This window comes from Blastomonas sp. SL216 (assembly GCA_026625625.1).
In the GTDB taxonomy this organism is placed as follows: Bacteria; Pseudomonadota; Alphaproteobacteria; order Sphingomonadales; family Sphingomonadaceae; genus Blastomonas.
In genome coordinates this window covers 3,206,362-3,229,131 of record CP113055.1, presented here as the reverse complement: position 1 = coordinate 3,229,131, position 22,770 = coordinate 3,206,362, and the positions used below count along the sequence as shown (strand labels likewise).

Annotated in this window: 17 protein-coding genes; 8 read left to right on the top strand and 9 right to left on the bottom strand. The window is 65.5% G+C overall.

The window, feature by feature from the left end; all coding sequences use genetic code 11:
• Window positions 1–6 precede the first annotated feature (6 nt).
• Genes OU999_15295 through bchF form a run of 4 tightly spaced genes read right to left on the bottom strand, consistent with a single transcriptional unit; the run spans window position 7 to window position 7,111 of the window.
• Window positions 7–3,627 carry a magnesium chelatase subunit H gene (locus OU999_15295; protein WAC23090.1) on the bottom strand — a complete coding sequence of 1,207 codons (3,621 nt, stop codon included), beginning with the start codon at window positions 3,625–3,627 and terminating at the stop codon, window positions 7–9.
• Window positions 3,617–5,257, bottom strand: a complete 1,641-nt coding sequence (bchB, locus tag OU999_15290) for a ferredoxin:protochlorophyllide reductase (ATP-dependent) subunit B (GenBank protein ID WAC23089.1) — start codon at window positions 5,255–5,257, stop codon at window positions 3,617–3,619. Before bchB ends, OU999_15295 begins: the two co-directional genes overlap by 11 nt.
• A gap of 4 nt (window positions 5,258–5,261) precedes the next feature.
• Window positions 5,262–6,545 carry a ferredoxin:protochlorophyllide reductase (ATP-dependent) subunit N gene (locus OU999_15285; protein WAC23088.1) on the bottom strand — a complete coding sequence of 428 codons (1,284 nt, stop codon included), beginning with the start codon at window positions 6,543–6,545 and terminating at the stop codon, window positions 5,262–5,264.
• Window positions 6,542–7,111, bottom strand: a complete 570-nt coding sequence (gene bchF, locus OU999_15280) for a 2-vinyl bacteriochlorophyllide hydratase (GenBank protein WAC23087.1) — start codon at window positions 7,109–7,111, stop codon at window positions 6,542–6,544. The genes OU999_15285 and bchF overlap by 4 nt, the downstream gene beginning before the upstream one ends.
• Before the next feature lie 213 nt (window positions 7,112–7,324).
• Here bchF and OU999_15275 point away from each other — a divergent pair, with 213 nt between their 5' ends.
• Window positions 7,325–8,368, top strand: coding sequence for a cobalamin B12-binding domain-containing protein (locus OU999_15275; protein WAC23086.1), 1,044 nt, complete (start codon window positions 7,325–7,327; stop codon window positions 8,366–8,368).
• A 49-nt stretch (window positions 8,369–8,417) separates the two neighbouring features.
• The gene (gene ppsR, locus OU999_15270) at window positions 8,418–9,818 is read left to right on the top strand and encodes a transcriptional regulator PpsR (protein ID WAC23085.1); all 1,401 of its coding nucleotides are present in this window, start codon (window positions 8,418–8,420) and stop codon (window positions 9,816–9,818) included.
• Here the strand turns inward: ppsR and OU999_15265 are convergent.
• Window positions 9,815–11,650 (bottom strand): potassium transporter Kup, encoded by a 1,836-nt coding sequence (locus OU999_15265; GenBank protein ID WAC25442.1) that lies wholly within the window; start codon window positions 11,648–11,650, stop codon window positions 9,815–9,817. The genes ppsR and OU999_15265 overlap by 4 nt on opposite strands.
• Before the next feature lie 174 nt (window positions 11,651–11,824).
• On the opposite strand from OU999_15265, the gene OU999_15260 reads away from it, so the two are divergent.
• Entirely contained in the window at window positions 11,825–13,177 is a 1,353-nt protein-coding gene (locus OU999_15260) for a DUF4118 domain-containing protein (protein ID WAC23084.1), read from the top strand.
• Window position 13,178: 1 nt separating this feature from the next.
• On the opposite strand, the gene OU999_15255 is transcribed toward OU999_15260, so the two are convergent.
• The gene (locus OU999_15255) at window positions 13,179–14,627 is read right to left on the bottom strand and encodes a hypothetical protein (protein ID WAC23083.1); all 1,449 of its coding nucleotides are present in this window, start codon (window positions 14,625–14,627) and stop codon (window positions 13,179–13,181) included.
• Window positions 14,628–14,678: 51 nt separating this feature from the next.
• Window positions 14,679–16,178, bottom strand: a complete 1,500-nt coding sequence (locus tag OU999_15250) for a porin (protein ID WAC23082.1) — start codon at window positions 16,176–16,178, stop codon at window positions 14,679–14,681.
• Between the two features lie 211 nt (window positions 16,179–16,389).
• Here OU999_15250 and chlG point away from each other — a divergent pair, with 211 nt between their 5' ends.
• From chlG to OU999_15225, 5 genes are read left to right on the top strand one after another with little or no spacing between them, the layout of a single operon-like run.
• Window positions 16,390–17,292 carry a chlorophyll synthase ChlG gene (gene chlG / locus OU999_15245; GenBank protein WAC23081.1) on the top strand — a complete coding sequence of 301 codons (903 nt, stop codon included), beginning with the start codon at window positions 16,390–16,392 and terminating at the stop codon, window positions 17,290–17,292.
• Window positions 17,289–18,611, top strand: a complete 1,323-nt coding sequence (locus tag OU999_15240) for a BCD family MFS transporter (protein WAC23080.1) — start codon at window positions 17,289–17,291, stop codon at window positions 18,609–18,611. The genes chlG and OU999_15240 overlap by 4 nt, the downstream gene beginning before the upstream one ends.
• 27 nt (window positions 18,612–18,638) lie before the next feature.
• Window positions 18,639–19,850 (top strand): geranylgeranyl diphosphate reductase, encoded by a 1,212-nt coding sequence (locus tag OU999_15235; GenBank protein WAC23079.1) that lies wholly within the window; start codon window positions 18,639–18,641, stop codon window positions 19,848–19,850.
• 50 nt (window positions 19,851–19,900) lie between these two features.
• A complete protein-coding gene (locus tag OU999_15230; protein WAC23078.1) occupies window positions 19,901–20,383 on the top strand; it encodes a tryptophan-rich sensory protein in 483 nt (160 codons plus the stop codon).
• The gene (locus OU999_15225) at window positions 20,380–20,658 is read left to right on the top strand and encodes a hypothetical protein (protein WAC23077.1); all 279 of its coding nucleotides are present in this window, start codon (window positions 20,380–20,382) and stop codon (window positions 20,656–20,658) included. Before OU999_15230 ends, OU999_15225 begins: the two co-directional genes overlap by 4 nt.
• 20 nt (window positions 20,659–20,678) lie before the next feature.
• On the opposite strand, the gene OU999_15220 is transcribed toward OU999_15225, so the two are convergent.
• Both OU999_15220 and OU999_15215 read right to left on the bottom strand, forming a co-directional pair.
• Window positions 20,679–21,494 carry a LuxR C-terminal-related transcriptional regulator gene (locus OU999_15220; GenBank protein WAC23076.1) on the bottom strand — a complete coding sequence of 272 codons (816 nt, stop codon included), beginning with the start codon at window positions 21,492–21,494 and terminating at the stop codon, window positions 20,679–20,681.
• Window positions 21,495–21,623: 129 nt separating this feature from the next.
• Window positions 21,624–22,535 carry an SDR family oxidoreductase gene (locus OU999_15215; protein WAC23075.1) on the bottom strand — a complete coding sequence of 304 codons (912 nt, stop codon included), beginning with the start codon at window positions 22,533–22,535 and terminating at the stop codon, window positions 21,624–21,626.
• Window positions 22,536–22,770: the final 235 nt, after the last annotated feature.

Sequence of the window (22,770 nt, the reverse complement as noted above, 5' to 3'; positions counted from 1 at the left end):
CTCCCGTCATTCTGCTGCGATCAGGCCTTCCAGCCTGTCTTCGATATCGTCCGCAGCGGCGCGGAGCGCCGCCAGGGTTGCGGCATCCGGTTCCCAAAGCCGGCGGTCGCATGCCTCGAGCAGCCGTTCCGCCACCCGGGCCGAAGCCTTGGGGTTGAGCGTGGCAAGCCGCGCGCGCATTTCTGCATCGAGCACATAGGTCTCGCTGATCTGCTGATAGACCCAGGGGGCGACCTGGCCGGTGGTGGCCGACCAGCCCATGGTGGTGGTCACATGCCCCTCGATCTGGCGCACGCCTTCAAAGCCGTGCTTGAGCATGCCTTCATACCATTTCGGGTTGAGCATGCGGGTGCGCGTTTCGCGGTTGATCTGTTCGGCAAGCGTACGGATCTTGGCCGCGCCTTCGGTGGCATCGACAATATAGACCGGAGCCGCCTTGCCCCCACGCGCCTTGGTCACCGAGCGGCTGACACCGCCCAGCGCATCGACATATTGGTCGATATCGGTGACGCCGAGTTCAACCGAATCGAGGTTCTGATAGGTGAAATCGACCGAAGCCAAGGCGGTTTCGAGCAGCTCGCGCTGCTTCATCGGCGCACCATTGCGGCCATAGGCATAGCCCTTGTGCGTTTCGAACGCTTCGGCCAGCTCGTCCGGATCGGCCCAGGCACCGCCGTCGATCATCATGTTGACCTGCGCGCCATAGGCGCCTTCGGCATTGGAGAAGACACGCAGCGCTGCGGTTTCCATGTCGCAATCCATCTTGGCGGCATGGGCCAGCGAATGCTTGCGGATGAAGTTCAGCACCTCGGGCTCTTCCGCTGTGGAAGCGAGCCAGGCAGCCTCGGCGATCATCCGGGTCTGCAGCGGCAGCAAGTCGCGGAACACGCCCGACAGCGTCGCCACCACATCGATGCGCGGGCGGCCCAGTTCGGCCAGCGGGATCAGCTCTGCGCCTGCAAGGCGGCCATAAGTGTCGAAGCGCGGACGTGCGCCCATCAGGTGCAGCGCCTGGGCGACCTGGGTCCCCTCGCTCTTCAGATTGTCGGTTCCCCACAGCACCATCGCGATGCTCTCGGGCAGCGGTTCGCCCGCCTCGACATGGCGGCTGAGCAGCGCCTCGGCCTGGGCCGCGCCGGTGACGCAGGCAAAGGCACTCGGAATGCGGAAGGGATCGAAACCGTGCGTGTTGCGCCCGGTGGGCAGCACTTCGGGATTGTGCAGGATGTCGCCGCCCGGCGCGGGGCGGACATAGCCGCCATCGAGCGCATGGATCAGCGCGCCCAGCTCGTCATTGGCGGCAAGCTTCGCATCGAGCTCGGCGCGGCCCGCGCCATTGTCGGCAGCGGTCAGCGCATCGAGGAACGCGGCGCGCTCGGCGCCTTCGGGCTGGCTGCCCAGCACATGCAGGCCGAACGGGATCAGCGCGCGTTCAAGCTCGTACAGATTGCCGGCCAGCGCGGCGATATCGCTGCCATCGATGTCGAGCGCGGTCGCGGCATCACGGATCATCACTTCCAGCGCGGCGCGTTCGACGCCTTCGCCCGCCAGCGCACGCCAGCGTTCGACCAGCGCCTTCAGATCGGCAAAGCCCTTGTACAGGCCCGCTTCGGCGAGCGGCGGGGTCAGGTAGGACACGATCATCGCGCCCGAACGCCGCTTGGCGATGATCGCCTCTGACGGGTTGTTGGCGGCATAAAGGTAGAAATTGGGCATGCTGCCCAGCATCCGGTCGGGCCAGCAATCGCCCGACAGGCCGGCCTGCTTGCCCGGCATGAATTCGAGCGCGCCATGGGTGCCGAAATGCAGCAGCGCATCGGCACGGAATTCTTCGCGAATCCAGCGATAGAAGGCGGCAAAGGCATGCGTCGGGGCGAAATCGCCGTCGAACAGCAACCGCATCGGGTCGCCTTCATAACCAAAGCTGGGCTGGACGCCGACGAACACATTGCCGAACTGCTTGCCGAGCACATGAATCGACCAGCCGTCGCTCTGCAGCTTGCCGGGTGCCGGGCCCCATTGCTTTTCGATCGCGCGCAGATGCGGCTCGTTCGAGACATGATCGTCGGTGGAAATGCGCACCGCGACATTGGCGTCCGATCCGAACCGGTCGGCATTGCCCTTGAGGATCGCATCGCGCAAGGCATCGACCGTGGCGGGCGGATTGCAATCATAGCCTTCTGCCGCCAGCCGGTGCAGCGTGGCGTGGAGCGATTCGAACACGGCAAGATGCGCCGCGCTGCCCGTCGCCCCGGCATTGGGCGGGAAGTTGAACAGGATGATCGCCAGCTTGCGCTTGGCCCTGTCGGACCGGCGCAGCGCAACCAGCGCACCAACCTTGGCAGCCAGCGCCTCGGCGCGTTCGGGGCAGCTCTGCATCGCGCGCATTGCATCGGGCGCGGTGAACACGCAGCCGCGCGAACAGCCCTGGCACGGCTCGCCCGAACCGTCCGAGCGGCCGCCGAACACATGCGGCATCACCGCGCCGTCAAGCTCGGGAATCGCGACCATCATCGTCGCTTCGAGCGGCAACAGCCCCTGATGGCGCGAACCCCATTGCTCCAGGCTCTGGAACTCGATCGGGTGCGCGGCGATATAGGGCAGGTCGAGCCCGGCCAGCACCTCTTCTGCCGCCGCAGCGTCGTTATAGGCCGGGCCGCCGACCATCGAGAATCCGGTGAGGTTGACCACCGCATCGACGACCGGACGGCCATCGCGCAGGAAATATTTCGCCACCGCCGGGCGAGCGTCCAGGCCGCTGGCAAAGGCGGCGACGACATTGAGCCCCTGCGCCTCGAGCGCGGCGATCATGCCATCATAATGGCCGGCATCCTTGCCCAGCAGATACGAGCGCAGCAGCAGCACGCCGACAGAGCCGGTAGCCTTGCCGCTGCGCGGCAGGCGGGCGGCATCCTCGGTGATCCGCTCCGGCAGGGCCGGGTGATACAGGCCGATTTCGGGATAGTCGCGCGGCGCCTGGGCGGGTGTGGTGCCCTTGAGCGCGGCGCGATCGCCTGCGGCATAACGGTCGATCAGCCCGCGGATCATCGACACGACATTGTCGTCGCTGCCCGCCAGCCAATATTGCAGCGTCAGGAAATAATGGCGCACGTCCTGCGCGGTGCCGGGGATGAACTTGAGGATCTTGGGCAGGCGGCGCAGCATCTTCATCTGCCCCGCGCCGGAATTGCCGCCCGGCTTGGGAGATCCGCGCAGCTTCTTGAGCAGCGCCAGCGGTCCGCGTGCGGGCGCGTCCATGCGGTATCCGCCCATGCGGGTCAGCTTGACGACATCGCCGGCGGACATCAGCCCCAGCATCGCGTCGCACTGTTCGCGCCGCGCCTCCAGCGCGGGGAGGATCGCGCGGACATGATCCTCGAGGAACAGCATGGTCGCGATCACGATATCGGCGCGGGCAATATCGGCCCGCGCTGCATCGAGCGCGCCGGGATCGCGGCCCCAATCGGCAGCGGCATGAAAGCCGATCGACAGGCCGGGCATGTCCTTGACCAGCAGCGCCTCGGCCCGGTCCACCGCGCCCGACAGATGGTTGTCGAGCGTGATGAAGACCACGCGGATCGCGGCATTGCGGCCCTGGGCCGATGCAGGGGTGGCTTTACCGGGCATAATGCGCCTTCGCATCGTAGAGCGTATCGAGAGATATCGACGCAAGGCCGCGCTCTTCGGCATATCTTTCCGTGTTCCGCCGCGCCTTGCCGCGCACGAAGAACGGGATTTTCTTCAGCTCGGTTTCCGCTTCAGCGGTCCAGCGGGCGATTTCAAGGACATCGCCACCGGGGGCAACGCTGTCCGACTCGCCATGGGCAGCAGCGGCAACCGCAGCCAATACGGGCTCGGCCACCGGCTCGGCGCCAGGGCTCGCGGCAGCCGGATCGGCAACCGGTGCCGTCTTGGTGCTGCCATGCGAGAGATGGCTTGCGCCTGCCCCGTCATGAAATTCGAAATCGTCGCGGAACATCGTCAGCAGATGCTCTTCCAGCCCCATGACCAGCGGATGCACCCAGCTGTCGAACAGCACATTGGCGCCTTCAAAGCCCATTTGCGGGCTGTGCCGGGCGGGGAAATCCTGGACATGCACCGGCGCCGAGATCACCGCGCAAGGGATCGACAGCCGCTTGGCGATATGCCGTTCCATCTGCGTTCCCAGCACCAGCTCGGGATGCGCGGCGGCGATCGCGTCCTCGACCTCGAGATGATCGTCGGTGATCAGCGGCTCGACGCCATGTTCGGCGGCGGCAGCGCGGATATCGCGGGCGAATTCGCGGTTGTAACAGCCCAGGCCGCAGACCACGAAGCCCAGCTCGTCGCGCGCCACCCGTGCAGCGGCGATGGCATGCGTTGCATCGCCGAAGATGAAGACGCGCTTGCCGGTGAGATAGGTCGAATCGACCGAACGGCTCCACCACGGCATCCGCGCCTCGGCCATGTCCAGCGCGGGCGCGGGATCGACCCCGGCGAGCTTCGCGACCTCGTGGATGAAGTCGATCGTTGCGCCATGGCCGATCGGGATGGTCCGGGTGAACGGCTGGCGGAACTTGCGCTCCAGCCAGCGCGCCGCCGTGTCGGCGATTTCCGGATAGAGCACGATGTTGAAATCGGCCTCCCCTATCCGGGCGATGTCTGCCGCGCTCGCTCCCAGCGGCGCGGTGACGTTAATCTCTACGCCGAGCGCAGCCAGAATCTTCGCCACTTCGACGATGTCGTCGCGGTGGCGAAAACCCAGTGCGCTCGGCCCAAGCAGGTTCGCTTTGGGACGCGGAGAACCTGCCTGGCACGGTGCGGGGCGGGAGGAATCCCCGACCGCGAGAGCTCTGACTATCTGATAGAAAGTCTCCGAAGCGCCCCAGTTTTCCTTGCGGGAATAGCTGGGCAGCTCCAGTGGAATGACGGGAATATCAAGGCGCATCGCCTGCGCCATTCCGGCAGGATCGTCCTGGATCAGTTCGGCGGTGCACGATGCCCCGACCAGCATGGCCGCCGGCTTGAAGCGCGCCACCGCATCGCGCGCGGCGGACTGGAACAGCTCGGCTGTGTCCTTGCCCAGATCGCGCGCCTGAAAGGTGGTATAGGTAACCGGCGGGCGCTTGCCGCGCCGTTCGATCATCGTGAAAAGCAGGTCGGCATAGGTATCGCCCTGCGGCGCGTGCAGCAGATAGTGCACGTCCGTCATGCCGGTCGCGACCCGCATCGCCCCGATATGGGGCGGCCCCTCATAGGTCCAGACCGACAGCTGCATGGCCCTAAACCCTCAACACGTCGCGGCGGCGCAGAGGCCGCGCGAACAATTCGGCAAGATCGCCGGCCTGATCGAAACCATGGATGGGCGAGAACACGAGTTCGATCGCCCATTTGGTGGTGAAGCCTTCCGCCTCGAGCGGATTGGCAAGGCCCAGGCCGCAAACAGTGATGTCCGGCCGGGACGCGCGCACGCGGTCCAGCTGCCTGTCGACATCCTGGCCTTCGGAGATGACGGTGGTATCGGGCAGCTGCGCCAGTTCCGCCGCCATGTGCGCGCGGTGCAGATAGGGCGTGCCGACCTCGACCGGGATCATGCCCAGCTCGGTATGCAGGAAGCGCGCAAGCGGCAGTTCGAGCTGCGAATCGGGCAGGAAGAAGATGCTCTTGCCTTCCAGCTGCGCCCGGCTGTGCTCGAGCGCGCGCTTGGCGCGTTCGCGGCCCGGCGCGACGGTGCTGCGGAAATGCATTTCATCGATGCCGAAGGCGCGCGCGGCGGCGTGCAGCCAGTCGGTCGTGCCCTCTGCGCCGAACGGGAAGGGTGCCGGCAGATGCACGGCGCCGCGGTCTTCCAGCGCCTGCGCGGTGTCGCCCAGAAACGGCTGGGCGAGCAGGAAGCGCGTGTTCGGTCCCAAGGCCGGCAGGTCGCGCGACTCGCGTGCGGGCAGGCAGGCGACATTGGTGATGCCCAGATCGCGCACCAGCCGCAGCAGCTGGTCCTCGACGATATCGGGCAGCGCGCCGACGATCAGCAGCTGCGGCTCGGCATCGGCGGCCTGCGCGGGCATGAACGGCACCAGTGACGCCAGGCAGGCGTCCTCGCCCTGGGTGAAGGTGGTCTCGATGCCGCTGCCCGAATAGTTGACGATCCGCACATCGGGCAGGAACGCTCCGGCGAGCCGCTGCGCGGCGCGGGCCAGGTCGAGCTTGATCACTTCCGACGGGCAGCTGCCGACCAGGAACAGGGTGCGGATCTCGGGACGGCGCGCCAGCAGGCGGCGCACGACGCGGTCGAGCTCTTCATTGGCATCGGCAAGGCCGGCCAAGTCGCGTTCTTCGATGATCGCGGTGGCAAAGCGCGGCTCGGCAAAGATCATCACGCCGGCTGCCGATTGCAGCAGATGCGCGCAGGTGCGCGATCCCACCACCAGGAAAAAGGCGTCGGGCATCTTGCGGTGCAGCCAGACGATGCCGGTCAGCCCGCAGAAGACCTCGCGCTGGCCGCGTTCGCGCAGCACCGGCACCGAAGCGCAGCCCTGAGCCGCAAGGGGCGGTGCGGCGGCGATCATTGTGCCACCGCCAGTCGCGGCTGCGACTCGCCGGATTCAGCGCCCTGCAGCCTGGCCATGCGCAGCTTCCAGAGGAACTGCGCGGCATTGACGATATAGGCGGCATAGCCCGCCAGCGCGACGCCCAGCCGCTGGCCGGTCGTGCCGATGCCGGCCAGCAGCATCACCAGATAGGCGGTGTGCAGCGCCAGGACGAGCATGGAGAACACGTCTTCCCAGAAGAAAGCGGGGGCGAACAGCCATTTGCCGAACACCACCTTCTCCCAGATCGAGCCGGTGATCATGATGGTATAGAGCGTCAGCGTCTTGACGACGATCGAGGCATCGGCGGCAAATGCGCCCTCGCCTGTCCCGAAATAACGCAGCACCAAAGCCAGGCTGACCAGAAAAACGAGAAACTGGACCGGTGCGAGCACGCCCTGGACCAGTGTCCAGACGCTCGAATCGCGGCGCTTGCGTTCTTCAGGCGTGTAGAGCGAGACCGTCGCAGCCCGGTGATTGCGGCCGACCGGATCGCCCTCAAGCTTGCGGTGTTCCGCAGTTCCAGGCTGATTTTCCAGTGGCATGAGCGTTTGAACGCCTCCCGTTTCAAGAAGGGAAACCTACGCCTCGCGCCGCAAAAGTGTCAAGTTAAATTGACGTATAGTTCGCTTGACAAATCTTAGGTTGTCAGGCCTTCTGGACAGGCGTAGGATCATGGCCTGGCGAGGGTAAGCGCGTAGAAAGTTTCCAGCCATGAGGCCGGTGCCACCTGCACCGACAAGACCAGGAGAGTCTGAATGGCCTCGGTTTTTGGAATCGATTTAATCAGGTCGACGACAGAGCTGTTTCGTAATGCGCGTTTGCGCAAGAAGGCGTCGCCCTGGGATGGCGAACAGACCGGTCATGGCCGGTTCTTTAGTCACGCGCCCAATGACGATGTCGGTCGGTTGGTGGAGGATGAGATCATCCCCCGGCTGCTGATGGTGCATCAGGATGATCCACGCATGGCGCATTTCCCCGTCGACCCCCCAGCCCATATGGTGACTGCCGCCATGCGGGCGCCGGAAGGCGGCGAGGGGTTCCGCGAAACGTCCGGAACCCAATCCAACGACAATCAGCGCGGCGCGGCGGCCGCCAGTCGCCTGTCGACCATGGCACCGCTGTTTGACGAAGCGGCGATCCGCGCATTTGCCGACCAGGTTCTGGCGCATGAGGTCAACGCGCTGGCCGATATTATCATCGGCCATCTGGACCGGCAGGTTGCACCGGAAACTTTGTTCATCCAGCTGATCGCCCCCACCGCGCGCGAGCTCGGCGACAAATGGAACCGCGACGAATGCGATTTTGTCGATGTCACCATGGGGCTTTGGCGGCTGCAACTGCTTTTGCGCACCATAGCGGTATGGGCCCCGCCTGCTGTCGGCTGGACGCTGCGGACGCACCGTGCACTGTTCACGACCATGCCGGGTGACCAGCACAGCCTGGGTACTTTGATTATTTCGGAATGTTTTCAGCGTGCTGGCTGGGATGTGAAGACTTTGGTTGAGCCGGATCAGTCCGAAATACTGCAGACACTGGGATCTTCATCCTTTGATATCCTCGGATTGACAGTAACCACTGACTTTTATATCGCGCAGGTTCCGAAACTGCTGACGGCGATGAGAAGCGTGTCCTGCAATCCCAAACTGGCAATCATGATCGGCGGTCCGGCGCTTGGCTACGACCCCGAACACGCGCGCAAGCTGGGTGCGGACGGAACCGCTGCTGATGCGGCTGACGCGCTTGCATTGGCCGATGAACTTGTATCTGCCGGGGTAGAGCGCACCGCGCTTTCGCTTTGAAGACCGCACCCGGCGCGGCATGAACAAGGACGAGCCTTCAGCTGTTGCTATGCCTTTTCGCGACCTCAAAGGCGTTGTCGGTACTCTTGAAATCGGCGCAGCACTCGCATTGGTGCTAGCCGCAGGCGATATCGCCCTGGCGCTCGACGAAAATGGCGTCATCAGCGATGTTTCCGTGAGTGCGGATGACATGCCTGACCTCAGCGGCTGGATAGGCCGGCGCTGGGAGGATACGGTTGCGCTCGACAGCCGTCCCAAGATCAGCGAGATGCTGTCCTCCCCGTCTTCGGAAACGCCGGGGCGCTGGCGCCAGGTCAACCATCCCGGTCCCGATGGCAATCTGCCGATCCATTACCGTCTGGTCGATCTGGGCGAAGGCAAGCCGCGCATGGCGATTGGCCGCGATGTGCGCGCCTGGGCCAGCCTGCAGCAGCGCCTGTTGCAGACCCAGCAATCGCTGGAACGCGATTACCTGAAGCTGCGCCAGACCGAGGCACGCTTTCGCCTGCTGTTCGACATGATCGCCGATCCGGTGCTGATCATCGATGCGACCACCCGCCGCATTGCCGCTGCCAACCCGGCAAGCTACCAGTTGTTCGATGCCAAGCCCGGCAGCCTCGACAATCGCGACCTCGCCAACGTCATCGGCGGCATTTCCCGCGATGATCTGATCGCGGCGCTCGGCGGAGCAACCGCGACCGGCGAACATTGCGAGATGGAAGTGAATGTCGGCGAAGGCGATCCGCCGATGGTGCTGACCGCGATGCCGTTCCGTCAGGACAATGGCCGCCAGTTCATGATCCGCCTCTCGCGCGGCGATGCGGCGGTGGCCGATTCCGGCGGACGCCGCCCGATGGCCGAACTGATCGAGCGCATGCCCGATGCCTTTGTGCTGACCGATTCGAAGATGCAGATCCTCACCGCCAATTCGGCCTTTGTCGATCTGGTCCATGGCAGCTCGAAGGAAGCGATCACCGGCCAGCCGCTCGGTCGCTTCATCGGACGGCCCGGTATCGATGTCGATCTGATGCGCAAGCAGCTCGACGATCACGGCCAGGTACGCAATGCCACCACCATCGTCCATGCCGATGACGCGATCGAGGAGGCGATCGAGGTATCCGGCGTGAAGACCGATGCGCAGGGCGGCCATTACGGCTTTGCCATCCGCACCGTCAGCCGCCGGGTCCGCGACCTGCCCGCCGCCGACCGCGACGTTCCACGCTCGGTCGACCAGCTGACCGAGCTGGTCGGTCGCATGCCGCTGCGCGAGATCGTGCGCGAATCAACCGACCTGATCGAGCGCATGTGCATCGAGGCGGCTTTGGCCTATACCTCGGACAACCGCGCCTCTGCTGCCGAAATCCTGGGGCTCAGCCGGCAGAGCCTCTATTCGAAGCTCCACCGGCATGGTCTGGGCAATCTGATCGGCCGCAAGGACGAGCTGAGCTAGATCTGCACCTGGCTGCCCAGCTCGACCACGCGGTTGGTCGGGATGCGGAAGAATTCCATCGCACTTTCGGAACTGCGGCTCATCCAGGCGAACAGCCGTTCGCGCCACAAGGCCATGCCCGGCTTGTCGGCGGACGCCACCAGCTTCTGCCGCCCCAGGAAGAAGCTGGTCTTCATCATGTCGAACGGTCCGCCGGGGCCATCGAGCGCCGCCAGATCGCGCGGCACATCGACATCCTCCATGAAGCCATAGCGCAGGATGACCCGGTGGAAGCCCTGCCCCGCATCGCTGCTTTCCAGCCGCATGGCGGGATCGGCATAGGGCACCTCTTCCACCAGCACGGTCAGGATCAGGATCCGCTCATGCAGCACCTGGTTGTGCTTGAAATTGTGCAGCAGCGCGGCCGGCACACCTTCGCGCGCGGCAGACATGAACACCGCCGTGTTGCGCACCCGGTGCGCGCTGGCGACCGATGAGCGGATGAACACCTCCAGCGGCATGGCGATCTCGTCCAGCCCCTGGTGCATCAGCCGCCTTCCCTTGGCCCAGGTGGTCAGCACCGTGAACAGCGCGCCTGCGACGACCAGCGGGAACCAGCCGCCATCGGGGATCTTGGTGATGTTCGAGAAGAAATAGACGGCATCGACCGCCAGGAAAGCGCCGATCGTGGCTGCGGCCAGCCAGCGGTTCCAGCGCCAGACCTTGAACAGCAGAAAGGCCAGCATCACCGTGGTGATCAGCATCGTTCCCACCACCGAGATGCCATAGGCCGAGGCCAGCCGCGTCGATTCGCGAAAGCCCAGCACCAGCACGAGCACCATCACCAGCAGGCCCCAGTTGATCGCGGGGATATAGATCTGGCCTGCCGCCTTCTCGCTGGTGTGCAAGGTGCGCAGCCGCGGCAGGAAGCCGAGCTGAATCGCCTGATGCGTCACCGAGAACGCGCCCGATATGACCGCCTGGCTGGCGATGATCGTCGCTGCAGTCGCGATGAGCACAAGCGGCAGCCGCGCCCATTCGGGGGCCATCAGATAGAAGGGGTTTTCCACCGCAGCCGGATTGCCGAGCAGCAGCGCGCCCTGGCCCATATAGTTGAGCATCAGACAGGGATAGACCAGCGTCAGCCAGCTCAACCCCACCGCCTTGCGACCGAAATGGCCCATATCGGCATAGAGCGTCTCTGCGCCCGTGACCGCCAGGAAGACCGAGCCCATGGCGAGAAACGCGGTCCGCGGATCGTGACGGAAGAACTCGAACGCCCAATGCGGGCTGAGGATCGCCAGCACTTGCGGCTGCTGGACGATATTGACCACGCCCAGTGTCGCCAGCGTTGCGAAATAGACCAGAACGATCGGGCCGAACAGCGCCCCGACGCGCGCGGTTCCGCGCGACTGGATGAGGAAGAGCGCGACCAGGATGACCACCGCGATCGGCACGACCAGCGGCGCGAGATTGGCCTGGACGAGCGTCAGCCCCTCGACCGCGGACAGCACCGACATGGCGGGGGTGAGCATCGCGTCGCCATAGAACATCGATGCGGCGAGCACGCCGAGCACCACCAGCGTCCCGTTCCAGCGGCTGACCCCCAGGTTGCGCGAGACCAGAGCGAGCAGCGCAAACGATCCGCCCTCGCCGCGATTGTCCGCGCGCATCGCCACCAGCACATATTTGACCGTGACGATCAGCATCAGCGACCAGAAGATCAGGCTGAGCACGCCGAATATGTGCAGCCGGTCGACGCTGAGCGGGTGCGGGCCAATGAAGCTCTCTTTCAAGGCATAAAGCGGCGAGGTGCCGATATCGCCAAAGACCACGCCGATCGCCCCGAGCATGAGCACGGGTAGGCGATCCTTGGGGCCATGATGGCCGGGGGCCGCATCGGCGGCGGGTGACGCATTCAGACTGTTTTCCATCCCCTGCATGTGGGCGCGAACCGCATAAAGATTCCATGTGGATTGACCTTGCCCCCCTCGACGCGGGCTCGCCCCGCGCGCATCTTGAAGGCCATGCAGAACGACCATCTTCCGACCCGATCCTCGCGCAACACCGTCAGCAAACAGGCGGGCGGCTATGTCTCGGCGCTGGTGCTGATCGCGCTGGCCACGCTGGGCGGACTGCTGATCGCGCCGCGCTGGGGCAGCGGCGCGGTGGCATTGCTCTATATTCCGCCGGTCCTGGTTGCAGCACTCGCGTTGGGCCTTTGGCCCGCGCTGGCGGCGGCGACGCTCTCCACGCTCGCCTATAATTTCTATTTCACGCAGCCCTATCACAGCTTCCAGATCAGCAATCCCGCCGATGTGATGACGGTGGCGGTGCTGTTCCTGGTGGCCGTGGTGACCAGCCGTCTCGTCGCCTCGATCCGCGAACAGAGCCACCGCGCCGATGCCTATGCCGCGCGCAACGCGACGATTGCCGGGCTGGCCCGGCGGCTGTTGAGCTGCACCGGCGAGCAGCAGATCTGCGATGTGGCGGTGCAGCAGCTTTCCCTGCTGTTCGCCTGTCAGGCCGTCATCGTCGTGCAGCGCGACGGCGAGGGGCGGATCATCGCCGCCGCGCCGCCGCACGCCGTCCTCAGCCCCGGAGACTTTGCTGCCGCGTCGATCACGCTGACGTCCGGCCAGCCGACGGGAAGAGGCATCAGCCCGGCCAAGCTGACTGACTGGCAATTCCACGGTATCGGTTCGGATGATGCGGTGCTGGCCGCCGCCGGGCTTGCGCGCGAGGATGGCACATCCCCGGTCGGCGAGGGCCAGGCGCAGCTGCTCGGCAACCTGCTCGACCAGGTGGCGCTGGCGCTGGTCCGCGCGCGGCTGGAGGATGAGGCCCGGGACCTGGCGGCGCTGCGCGAACGCGACCGGTTGCGAACGGCTTTGCTGACCTCGATCGGCGAGGATGTGAAGCCCCGGCTCAACGCGATTTCGGCCGCAGGCCGCGCATTGCGCCGCACGCCGGGAATCGACAAGAGCCTGGCGGCGACCGTGGCCTCGGAAGCAGCGCATCTGGACCGTTATGTCGACGGGCTGGTCGATCTGAGCCCCGGCGCCGAACAGGAACCGCTCGCCATCGGCCCCTTGCGCGTCGATCTGCACCGCCGTCTGGTGGCGCGCGATGGCGAGCCGGTCCACCTGACGCCCAAGGAATATGCCGTGCTGGCGGAGCTGGCCAAGCATGCCGGGCGCGTCTTGTCGCACAGCCATCTGCTGCGCAGCGTCTGGGGCCCGGCGCAGCAGGACAATATCGATTATCTGCGCGTCGCCATCCGCGCGCTGCGCCAGAAGCTGGAGCGTGACCCCGCCCATCCCGCGCTGATCCTCAACGAACCGGCCATCGGCTACCGGCTGACCAGCCCCGAGGCCTGACCTATCGGCCGATCAGCCCCAGCGCGTGGCGGATAAAGGCATCGCGGTTGCGCACCCATTGCGCGTCGGGCGGCAGGACAGGATCGACATAGGTCCAGCCTTCGGGCGAATAGGCCTTGCGGATCGTGCCCTTGGTGTTGAACGCCAGCGACACCATGCGCTGCTGCGCCCGTGTTGTCTGTTCGTTGCCGATCACCGTCGGCGTGCCCGGCTCCACCCCAAGGCCCTGCATGTTGAGGCGGAAAACATAGGGCTCGGCGCGGAAGCTGTCGACCAGGGTGTTCTGGAAGACCGACAGGTACACCTGGTCGAGCGCGCCCAGCGGGTTGGGCGGCATCCGCCAGCCGGGATCGACCATGATGTTCCACGGGTAATGATCGGGCGTGCCGTAGACAATCTCGGTGCGCAGATCGACCAGCGAATCGCGCACGTCCTGCGCGGGCGGCACGCGCTTGAACTTGAGGTTGTTGGCCCAGGTAAAGCCGAAGGCGGAGATATCGACCAGCGGCATGGCCGAGGGCACGGTCGCACCCGGCAGATTGGCGACGGTCACATCCTCGTAGACGCGCAGATAGGCCTTGTCCTTGAGCTGATGCCCGCTCGCCACGTCGATCCAGCCCTTCTGGCCGAACCAGGTGCTGTTGACGATATGGGTGACCAGCGTGCCGTTGATATAGGTGCCGTGTTCCTGATCGACATTGTCGCCGACATTGCCGCGGATCACGCTGTCCTCGATATAGGTCATCGTCTCCCCGCCGGGCACGAAGATTGCGTTCTTGCCGCCGAAAATATTGGCCCTGCGGATCACCGCCGTGATCAGGCCGGGCCGGGTGACGCCCAGCACCTCCAGATGCACCGCGCCCTTGGATTCGCCCGCATTGGGGAAATCGAGCGCGATGTCGCGCATCTCGAAATGCACCCGCTGCGGCCCCAGATCGAACAGCCTCAGGTTGATCGTCGCCCAGGCATCATTGGTGCGGAAGGTGACCGGCACACCGGGGACCGACGAGCGGAAGACATATTGCGTGCCCTGGGTCTGGCCGACAATCTGCGGCATCCAGGGCGAGAAGGGATAGACGCAAGGCCTGCCTGCGCCGTCATAAGCCTCGTAGATGAACTCGAACCCGCCTTCGACCCGGCCATAAAGCGATTCGGCTGATGGTCCGGCATAGACCTCGCGCCCCGCCGCGCGCGAGGCATCGCAGCGGATGCGCAGCGTCACCGCAGGGGGGCGCAGGCCCTGCATCGGCATGTAGAACGGATAGCTGCGGTCATCGCGGCGAATGCCGGCGGGAGGATTGGCGGATTTCCCCGCAACGGTGACATTCTCGCTCGGCAGCAGCGTCTCTGCCTCAAGCCGCACCGGCGGCGCGGTCGCGGCGCGTTCGGCAGAGGAAAACAGCAGCACCGGCACGAACGCCATCAGCATCGCCAGTCGGTGCAGCGCCATGAAACCTCTCCCAAGCTATGCCCTGCTTATCCGGCGGGCGTGTAGAAAAGGTCAATAGTTCCACTGCGCCTGGATGCGCAGCAGCTCGCCCTCGGCCTGGCCAAAGCGCCGCTCGTCCGCCTCCTTGCGCGAGGCGAAGCCATAGCTGACGGTCAGTTCGAGCGCTGGGGTGGGCAGGAACTCGAAGCCGAATTCCAGCTCTTCGGTTTCCAGCCGCGGGGCATTGGTCGCGCCCTTGAAACCTCCGCGATAATATTGCCAGCGTGCAAAGGGATAGAACGGGCCCAGCGGCGACTGCCGCACGCGCGCCATCGCCTGGACATAGCCGCCGTTGAGCGGGCGTTCGGCGATCTGGCGGGTGACGGGGTCGAATTCCGGCCCGGTGCCCCAGTTCCATTCCGCCTGCAGCCCGAAAGGCTGCGGGTACAGGATCGCGTGGACGCCGATGCGATTGTCCTTGTAGTCGATCGGGCTGACCCCGCCGGTGCGGATCTCCGGATTGACGCGGTTGCGATAGAACGACCCGCCCAGCTCGAGCACCTGCCCGTCCAGCCCCAGAGCGTCGAGCTCAAACGGCCAGGTGGCGAGGCCGACGACCATCACATTGTCATTGGTCTCGGTGCGGTTGGTGCCCTGGCCGTTGAACGCGCCGAGGCCGAACGCGCCGTAATTGCCGAACAGCTTCTGCCCGTCCTTGCCCAGCCGGTCCCAGATATCCTGCACACGATCGGGCGTATAATAGGCGACGATCCCGATATCGCGTTCGCTCGGCGCGCCGGTGTTGATGCCGTCGCTGCGATCGAGCGCCAGACGGTTGGACGAGGACTGCATGTTTTCCCAGCCATAAGGAATTTTCGACTGGCCGAGGCGAATGCGAAAGCTCTTGTCCTTGGTCGGAAAGACATCGGCATAGGCATCGCGCAGCTGGGCAAAGCCCTCGCGCCGTTCACCCGCCGACTGGTTGGACACGGCAGATGCAAGATCCGCCTGCAGATAGAGCGACACATAGTCGCTGACATCGCCCTGCAGCACCAGCCGGACCCGGCGGAAGCTGAAATTGCTGTCCGACCGCACATCGCCATCGCCGATGGTACGCAGCCGCGACACCCCTGCGGGCGCCTCGGCATCGCCGGAGACGATGGTGTTGAGCCGCATCTGGGTATAGCCGCGCAATTGCAGCTTTTCGTACCAGGCCTTGCCGCGCTTGCTGCCGGCCTCGGCGACCTGCGCCGGCGGTGATGTTGGCGCGGGGACGGGCGCAGGGGCGGAGGCCTGGGCGACAGGCGCTGCCACCTGGGGCGCGGCGCTGGCCATCGCTGCCGGTGGAGCGGGTGTGGCAGCGGCTGCCTGTTTTTCGGCCTTCAGCTCGTTGACCGTGGCCTTCAGCTCATCGATCTGGCGCTGGAGATCGGCGATGATGCCCAGATAGTCGGGCTGCGCAGCCCCCGGCGCAGGCGCGGGGACAGCCTGGGCGAAGGCAGGACTGCCGGTGCTTGCCATCAGTGCGGCGACCACGAAGGTTGCGGGCCGAGCACCCCAGGCAGAGAACATGAACATGCGCCTTAGCAATACGGCCCAGCCTTGCCGGACGGGCGGAGGCTGGCCTTTATGACAAATATATGACATTTATGTGAAACAGGCGATGCATTTCTTTTGCAGTTTTCGTGCGAGCCAGGGCCAGCTTGACGGGTTGGCGCGACCTGTCCCACCTCACTGTCCATTCTGATTGACACTCCGGACCGTCAGGCATAGCCTCCACCTCATGGATCGCTCCGCCCAAATTTCGTCGTCTGTGCCGATTCCAAAGGCGCGCGACGTGCTCGAGCTGTTGAAGCCGGTGACCTGGTTTCCGCCGATGTGGGCGTTTTTCTGCGGGGTCATGTCGTCTGGCGCCGGGCTCGACGGGCGCTGGTGGTTCCTGTTCGGCGGCGTGCTGCTGGCAGGGCCGATGGTCTGCGGCACCAGCCAGGCGGTGAACGACTGGTACGACCGGCATGTCGATGCGATCAACCAGCCCGAACGTCCCATCCCTTCCGGCCGCATCGCGGGCCGTTGGGGGCTGTATGTGGCGCTGATCGGTTCGGCACTCTCGCTGCTGCTGGGGCTGGCGCTCGGCTTCTGGGTGCTGGTCGCAACGATCGTCGGGCTGCTCTGCGCCTGGGGGTACAGCGCCCCGCCCTTCCGCTTCAAGATGAGCGGCTGGATCGGCCCGGCTGTGGTCGGGCTGAGCTATGAGGGGTTGAGCTGGTTCACCGGCGCCAGCGTGATGACCGGCGGCCTGCCCGATACCCGCGTGCTGATCGCCATATTGCTCTACAGCCTGGGCGCGCATGGTATCATGACGCTGAACGATTTCAAGGCGGTCGAAGGCGACACCGCGATGGGCGTGCGCTCGCTGCCGGTCACACTGGGCGTGGCCAATGCCGCGCGGCTGGCCTGCGCGGTGATGGCGGTGCCGCAGATCGTGGTCATCGCGCTGCTGTTCCACTGGGGCCTGGCGCTTTCCGCGATCGCGGTCACCCTGCTGCTCGCCATGCAGCTGGTATTCATGCGCCGCCTGCTCACCGATCCCAACAAATACGCGCCCTGGTACAATGCCACCGGCGTCTCATCCTATGTGCTGGGCATGCTGGCCGCTGCGCTGGGCCTGGGGGGCTGGATATGAGCCGCAACGCAAAGATCGGGCTCGGCTGGGTCGACATCATGCGCATGGGGCTGGTCCAGGCCAGTATCGGCGCGATCGTCATGCTGGCGACATCCTTGCTCAACCGGGTGATGGTGGTCGAATATGCGCTGCCCGCCGCCCTGCCCGCCGGGCTTGTCGCCTGGCATTATGCGGTGCAGCTGTCGCGGCCGATGTGGGGCCATGGTTCGGACAAGGGGCGCAAGCGCACCCCCTGGATCATCGGCGGCATGGGGATTCTCGCGCTGGGCGGCATCGTCGCGGTCAATGCGACGATCCTGCTGCCGGTCGCCGCGATCCCCGGCACATTGCTCGCCGTCCTTGCCTTCAGCATGATCGGCGCAGGCGTCGGTGCGGCAGGCACGTCGCTGCTGGCGATGCTGGCCTCGGGCGTCGTGCCCGAACGGCGCGCGGCGGCAGCGGCGATCACCTGGATCATGATGGTCGCCGGCATCGTCATGGCCGCTGCGACAGCGGGCAGCCTGATCGATCCGTTCACCGAGCAGCGGCTGGCGATCGTCTCGGGCGGTGTCGCGCTCGGCGCCTTCGTGCTGGCCTGCGTGGCGATCATGGGCATCGAGCGGCGGCTGGTTCCGCCCGCGCACCCGCATGCCGATGCGCCGGGCGGATCGTTCGGCGAGGCGCTGCGCGAGATCCTGGGCGATCCGGCGGCACGGCGCTTCACCATCTTCGTCTTCGTCTCGATGCTGGCTTATGCGATGCAGGACCTGATCCTGGAGCCCTATGCCGGCCTGGTCTTCGGCATGAGCCCCGGCGAATCGACCCGGCTCGCAGGTCTTCAGCATGGCGGCGTGATGGCGGGGATGATCGTTGCGGGCATCGGCGGCAGCGCCTTTGCCGGGCGGCGTCCGTCCGACCTGCGCTGGTGGATCCTGGCCGGATGCGGCGGCAGCGCGCTGGCGCTGATCGGGCTGGCGATCGCGGCCACCACTGGCGGCAGCTGGCCGCTGCGGCTCAATGTCGGCCTGCTCGGCTTTGCCAACGGCCTGTTCGCCGTCTCTGCCATCGGCGCGATGATGGGGCTGGCAGGCGCAGGACAGCAATCCAAGGAGGGCGTGCGCATGGGCGTCTGGGGCGCAGCGCAAGCGATCGCATTCGGCCTGGGGGGCCTTACCGGCGCGCTGGGCGTCGATGCCGCACGCGGGCTGCTGGCGAGCGACGGCGCGGCCTTCCAACTGATTTTTGCTGGCGAGGCTGGGCTTTTCGTCCTTGCCGCGCTTCTGGCGGTACGCGTCACCATGCGCACCGCCCATCCGCCTATGGTGGCGGCACCGGCCTGAACGGCCCGACTGAAGGAGCATGAGGCGATGGCACAGGCGGATTTTGACGTGGCAGTCATCGGCGGCGGCCCCTCGGGCGCGACCGCAGCGCACGATCTGGCCCGGCGCGGGCTGAAAGTTCTGCTGCTCGATCGCGACGGCCGGATCAAGCCGTGCGGCGGGGCCATCCCGCCCCGGCTGCTCAAGGATTTCGAGATCCCCGAATCGCTGCTGGTCGCCAAGGCGCGTGCAGCACGGATGATCGCGCCCTCGGGCCGCGAAGTCGACATGCCGGTCGGCGATGGCCCCGAGGGCAAGGGCTTTGTCGGCATGGTCGACCGCGATGTGTTCGACGAATGGCTGCGCAACCGCGCCGCGCATGCCGGGGCAACGCGGGTCACCGGCACCTATGAACGGATCGACCGGGATAGCGATGGCACGGCAGTGCTGGTCTATCGCGAGGAGCGCGGCGGCCCCGACCGGCGCCTGCGCGTGCGCAGCGTCATCGGTGCCGATGGCGCGCGCTCGGCGGTTGCCAGGCAGAACATTCCGGGCGCGAAAGACGTCAAATGCGTGTTCGCCTATCACGAGATCATCAAGACGCCCGAACCTGCGGTCGCAGCAGCCGCCGATTTCGACGCGGACCGGTGCGATGTCTATTATCAGGGCCATCTCTCGCCCGATTTCTATGCCTGGATCTTCCCGCATGGCGACACGGCCAGCATCGGGCTGGGCAGCGCCAACAAGGGCTTTCCGCTGCGTGAAACCACCGCGCTGATGCGCCAGCAGGTCGGCCTCGACGGCTGCGAGACGATCCGCAAGGAAGGCGCGCCCATCCCGCTCAAGCCGCTCAAGCGCTGGGACAATGGCCGCGACCTCGTCGTCGCGGGCGATGCGGCGGGGGTTGTGGCCCCGGCCTCGGGCGAGGGTATCTATTACGCGATGGCCTGCGGACGGCTCGCCGCGGATGCGGTCTATCAGTTCCTCGCCACCGGCAAGCCCGCCGCGCTCAAACAGGCGCGCAAGGCGTTCATGGCCAAGCACGGCAAGGTGTTCTGGATCCTGGGGATCATGCAGTATTTCTGGTATTCATCGGACAAGCGGCGCGAGCGCTTCGTCAAGATGTGCGCCGACCCCGACGTGCAGTATCTCACCTGGCAAAGCTATATGCACAAGGAACTGGTGCGCCGCAAACCGGTGGCGCATGCCAAGATCTTCGTGAAGGACATGGGGCATCTGCTCGGTCTTTCGCGCGCTTGACCGCGATTGGGACGTAAAGGCCGAGAGGCCGCCAGCTGGGAGGCTGAGACATGCATCGTGAAGGCTTGCTGCCGGTTATCCTGGCGGCGATGGCGGCTCTGGTCGTCGCTGCAGGCGGCGCGACGATCACCGACCTCGGCCCCTGGTATCAGGGGCTGACCCAGCCGGCCTGGGCGCCGCCCGGCTGGCTCTATGGCGTGGCCTGGACGCTGATCTTTGCGCTTGCTGCCATGGCCTCGCTCGCCGCCTGGCGCAGCGCACCAACGGTCAAGGCGCGCACCAATGTCATCGGCCTGTTCGCGTTCAACGGCTTTCTCAACGTGCTGTGGAGCCTGCTGTTCTTCCGCGTGCAGCGGCCCGACTGGGCGCTGGTCGAGGTAGCGCTGCTCTGGGCGTCGATCGCACTGCTGATCGTGTATTGCGGGCGCTTTTCCAGGACGGCGGCCTGGCTGCTGCTGCCCTATATCGCTTGGGTGAGCGTCGCCGCTGCGCTCAATTATGCTATCGTCCAGCTCAACGGTCCGTTCGGATGATGGCCGCCATTCCCGGCTTCTTCGCCAGCGGCCATGCGGCGGACCTGATCCTGGCGGTGCTGGCAATCGAATTCGCCTGGCTGGTGCGGCGCGGCAACAAGCCGCTCGATGTCGCGCTGGCGCTGGGGCCTGCGGTGTTCATCGTCCTTGCGCTGCGCGCGGCGCTGACCGGAGCGGACTGGCCGCTGATCGCGCTGCCGCTGGCGCTGTCCTTCCCCGTTCACATCGCCGATCTAAGGCGCAGACGCATGCTGGCAAGCCGCCTGCGCGGCTGATCGTCCGTTCCGGCGCGCCTTCAATCGCTCGCGCCGAGATAGCCCAGTTGCCCGGCCTTGAAGATCGTCTGGCTGCGGTTGACCGCGTCCAGCTTCTCGCCCGCGCGATGGATATGATAGCGGATGGTGGCGTGGCTGCGGTCCAGGATCATGCTGATTTCCTTGTCCGTCTTGCCGATCGCGGCCCAGCGCAGGCACTCGACCTCGCGCTTGGAGAGCATGCAGTCCGCCGGCATCCGCCGCTTGGTGCGCATGACCATCACATAACCACCGATGAAACGGCGCGTCATCGATGCCATCAGATCGGCATGCTTTTCGAACAGTTCGGACAGGTCGGTGAGCGTCCGGTCCATCGGCGTGAAGCTGACCGCAGAGATCTGACCGAACGGCAGGTGCACCGGCACGACGATGGCGGCATGGACCAGCGATCGCTTGCGGAAATCGGTCAGGTCCATCGCTTCGAGATATTCGTTGCGCCAGCGGCCGTACATGCCGGTTTCGTTGCACCAGAACGGCTCGCTCTCATAGCGGCAGGCACGCGGCAGCGGCGAGTTGAGCGCCAGCCTGGTATCCTCCCACCAGCGTTCGCCATCGGCCATCCAGCCGAAGATTTCGCCGTTGATGATCGCGCCATCGGCATCGACCATCGGCTCTTTTGAGGAGATGTCGTCGCAGGCGGCGACACGAAATCCGCGCGTCTGCGCCATTTCATGCAGCGCCAGCGCGGCGTCGCGAATGTCCTCTACCCGGCGGATGGTAACGCGCTGCGCCAGGGTGTTGAACGGGCTGTTGCGCCCCTCGGCATTCTCGCTGAATTTGGCATGTGTCTCGATCATGGTTGTCCCTCTGATTCGATCCGGCTCTCCTGATGGGGAGCTTATGGCAAGCCGGGGCGGAACGCTACGGAATGCTGGCTGAAGCGGCGCTTTTTACCGATAGCGTGACAAAAGCCCCGCATCGGCCGCTTATCCCGTGGTGCGTGACGCCTTGTCCTTGGCATTGGCCCCGCGGATCATCGCCGCCATGTCCGCCCATTGCTGGTCGTCCATCCGCGACAGGCTCTGGTAGAAATTGCCCGAATTGGCCTGATAGCCCGCGCCGTCGATGGCGATGGTCTGGCCGTTGATATAGTCCGCACCGCGCCCCATCAGCAGCACGGCAAGGTTTGCCAACTCGTGCATCTCGCCCACCCGGCCCATCGGATTGCCGCGATCGGCATTCTGCCCCTGCAACCCTTGCGAATTGCCGGGCGACAGCCGCTCGGTCATGCCCTTGGTGGGGAAGGTGCCCGGCGCGATCGCGTTGAAACGCAGGCCATAACGCCCCCATTCGGTGGCGAGCGACTGGGTCATCACGTTGATGCCCGCCTTGGACATGGCCGACGGCACCGTGAACGGCCCGCCATTCCATACCCAGGTGGTCAGGATCGCGAGGAAATTGCCGCGAATATCCTCGGCGATCATCCGCTTGCCGACATTGTGCGTGATGTAGAAGGTGCCGCGAAAGACGATGTCCGAAATGGCGTTGAAGCCATTGACGCTGAGATCCTCGGTGCGGCTGATGAAATTGCCCGCCGCATTGTTGACCAGGCCGGTGAGCGCGCCGTGCTGCGACCAGATCTGCGCCACCATGGCATCGATCGATTCCGCGTTGCGGATGTCGCAGACATGCGCCGCTACCTTGCCGCCATGCCGCGTCATCAGCTCATCCGCGGTCGCCTCCAGCACCGCTCCGCGTCGCCCGCAGATATGCACTTCCGCCCCAAGATACACGAACGCCTCGGCCATCACCTTGCCCAAGCCCGTGCCGCCACCGGTCACCAATATGCGCTCGCCCTGCATCAGCCCGGGGCGGTACATGATCTGCGTGATGTCCATTCAGGGGCTCTCCTTGTTCTTTTCTCCCCTCCCGCCAGCGGGAGGGGTGGCTGAGGCATAGCCGAAGCCGGGGTGGGAGCGAACAGCCATCTGCTCTGGCCCACCCCGGTTCAGCAAGCTGAGCTGCCTGCGTTCCCACCCCGGTTCAGCAAGCTGAGCTGCCTGCGTTCCCACCCCGGTTCAGCAAGCTGAGCTGCCTGCGTTCCCACCCCGGTTCAGCAAGCTGAACCTGCCC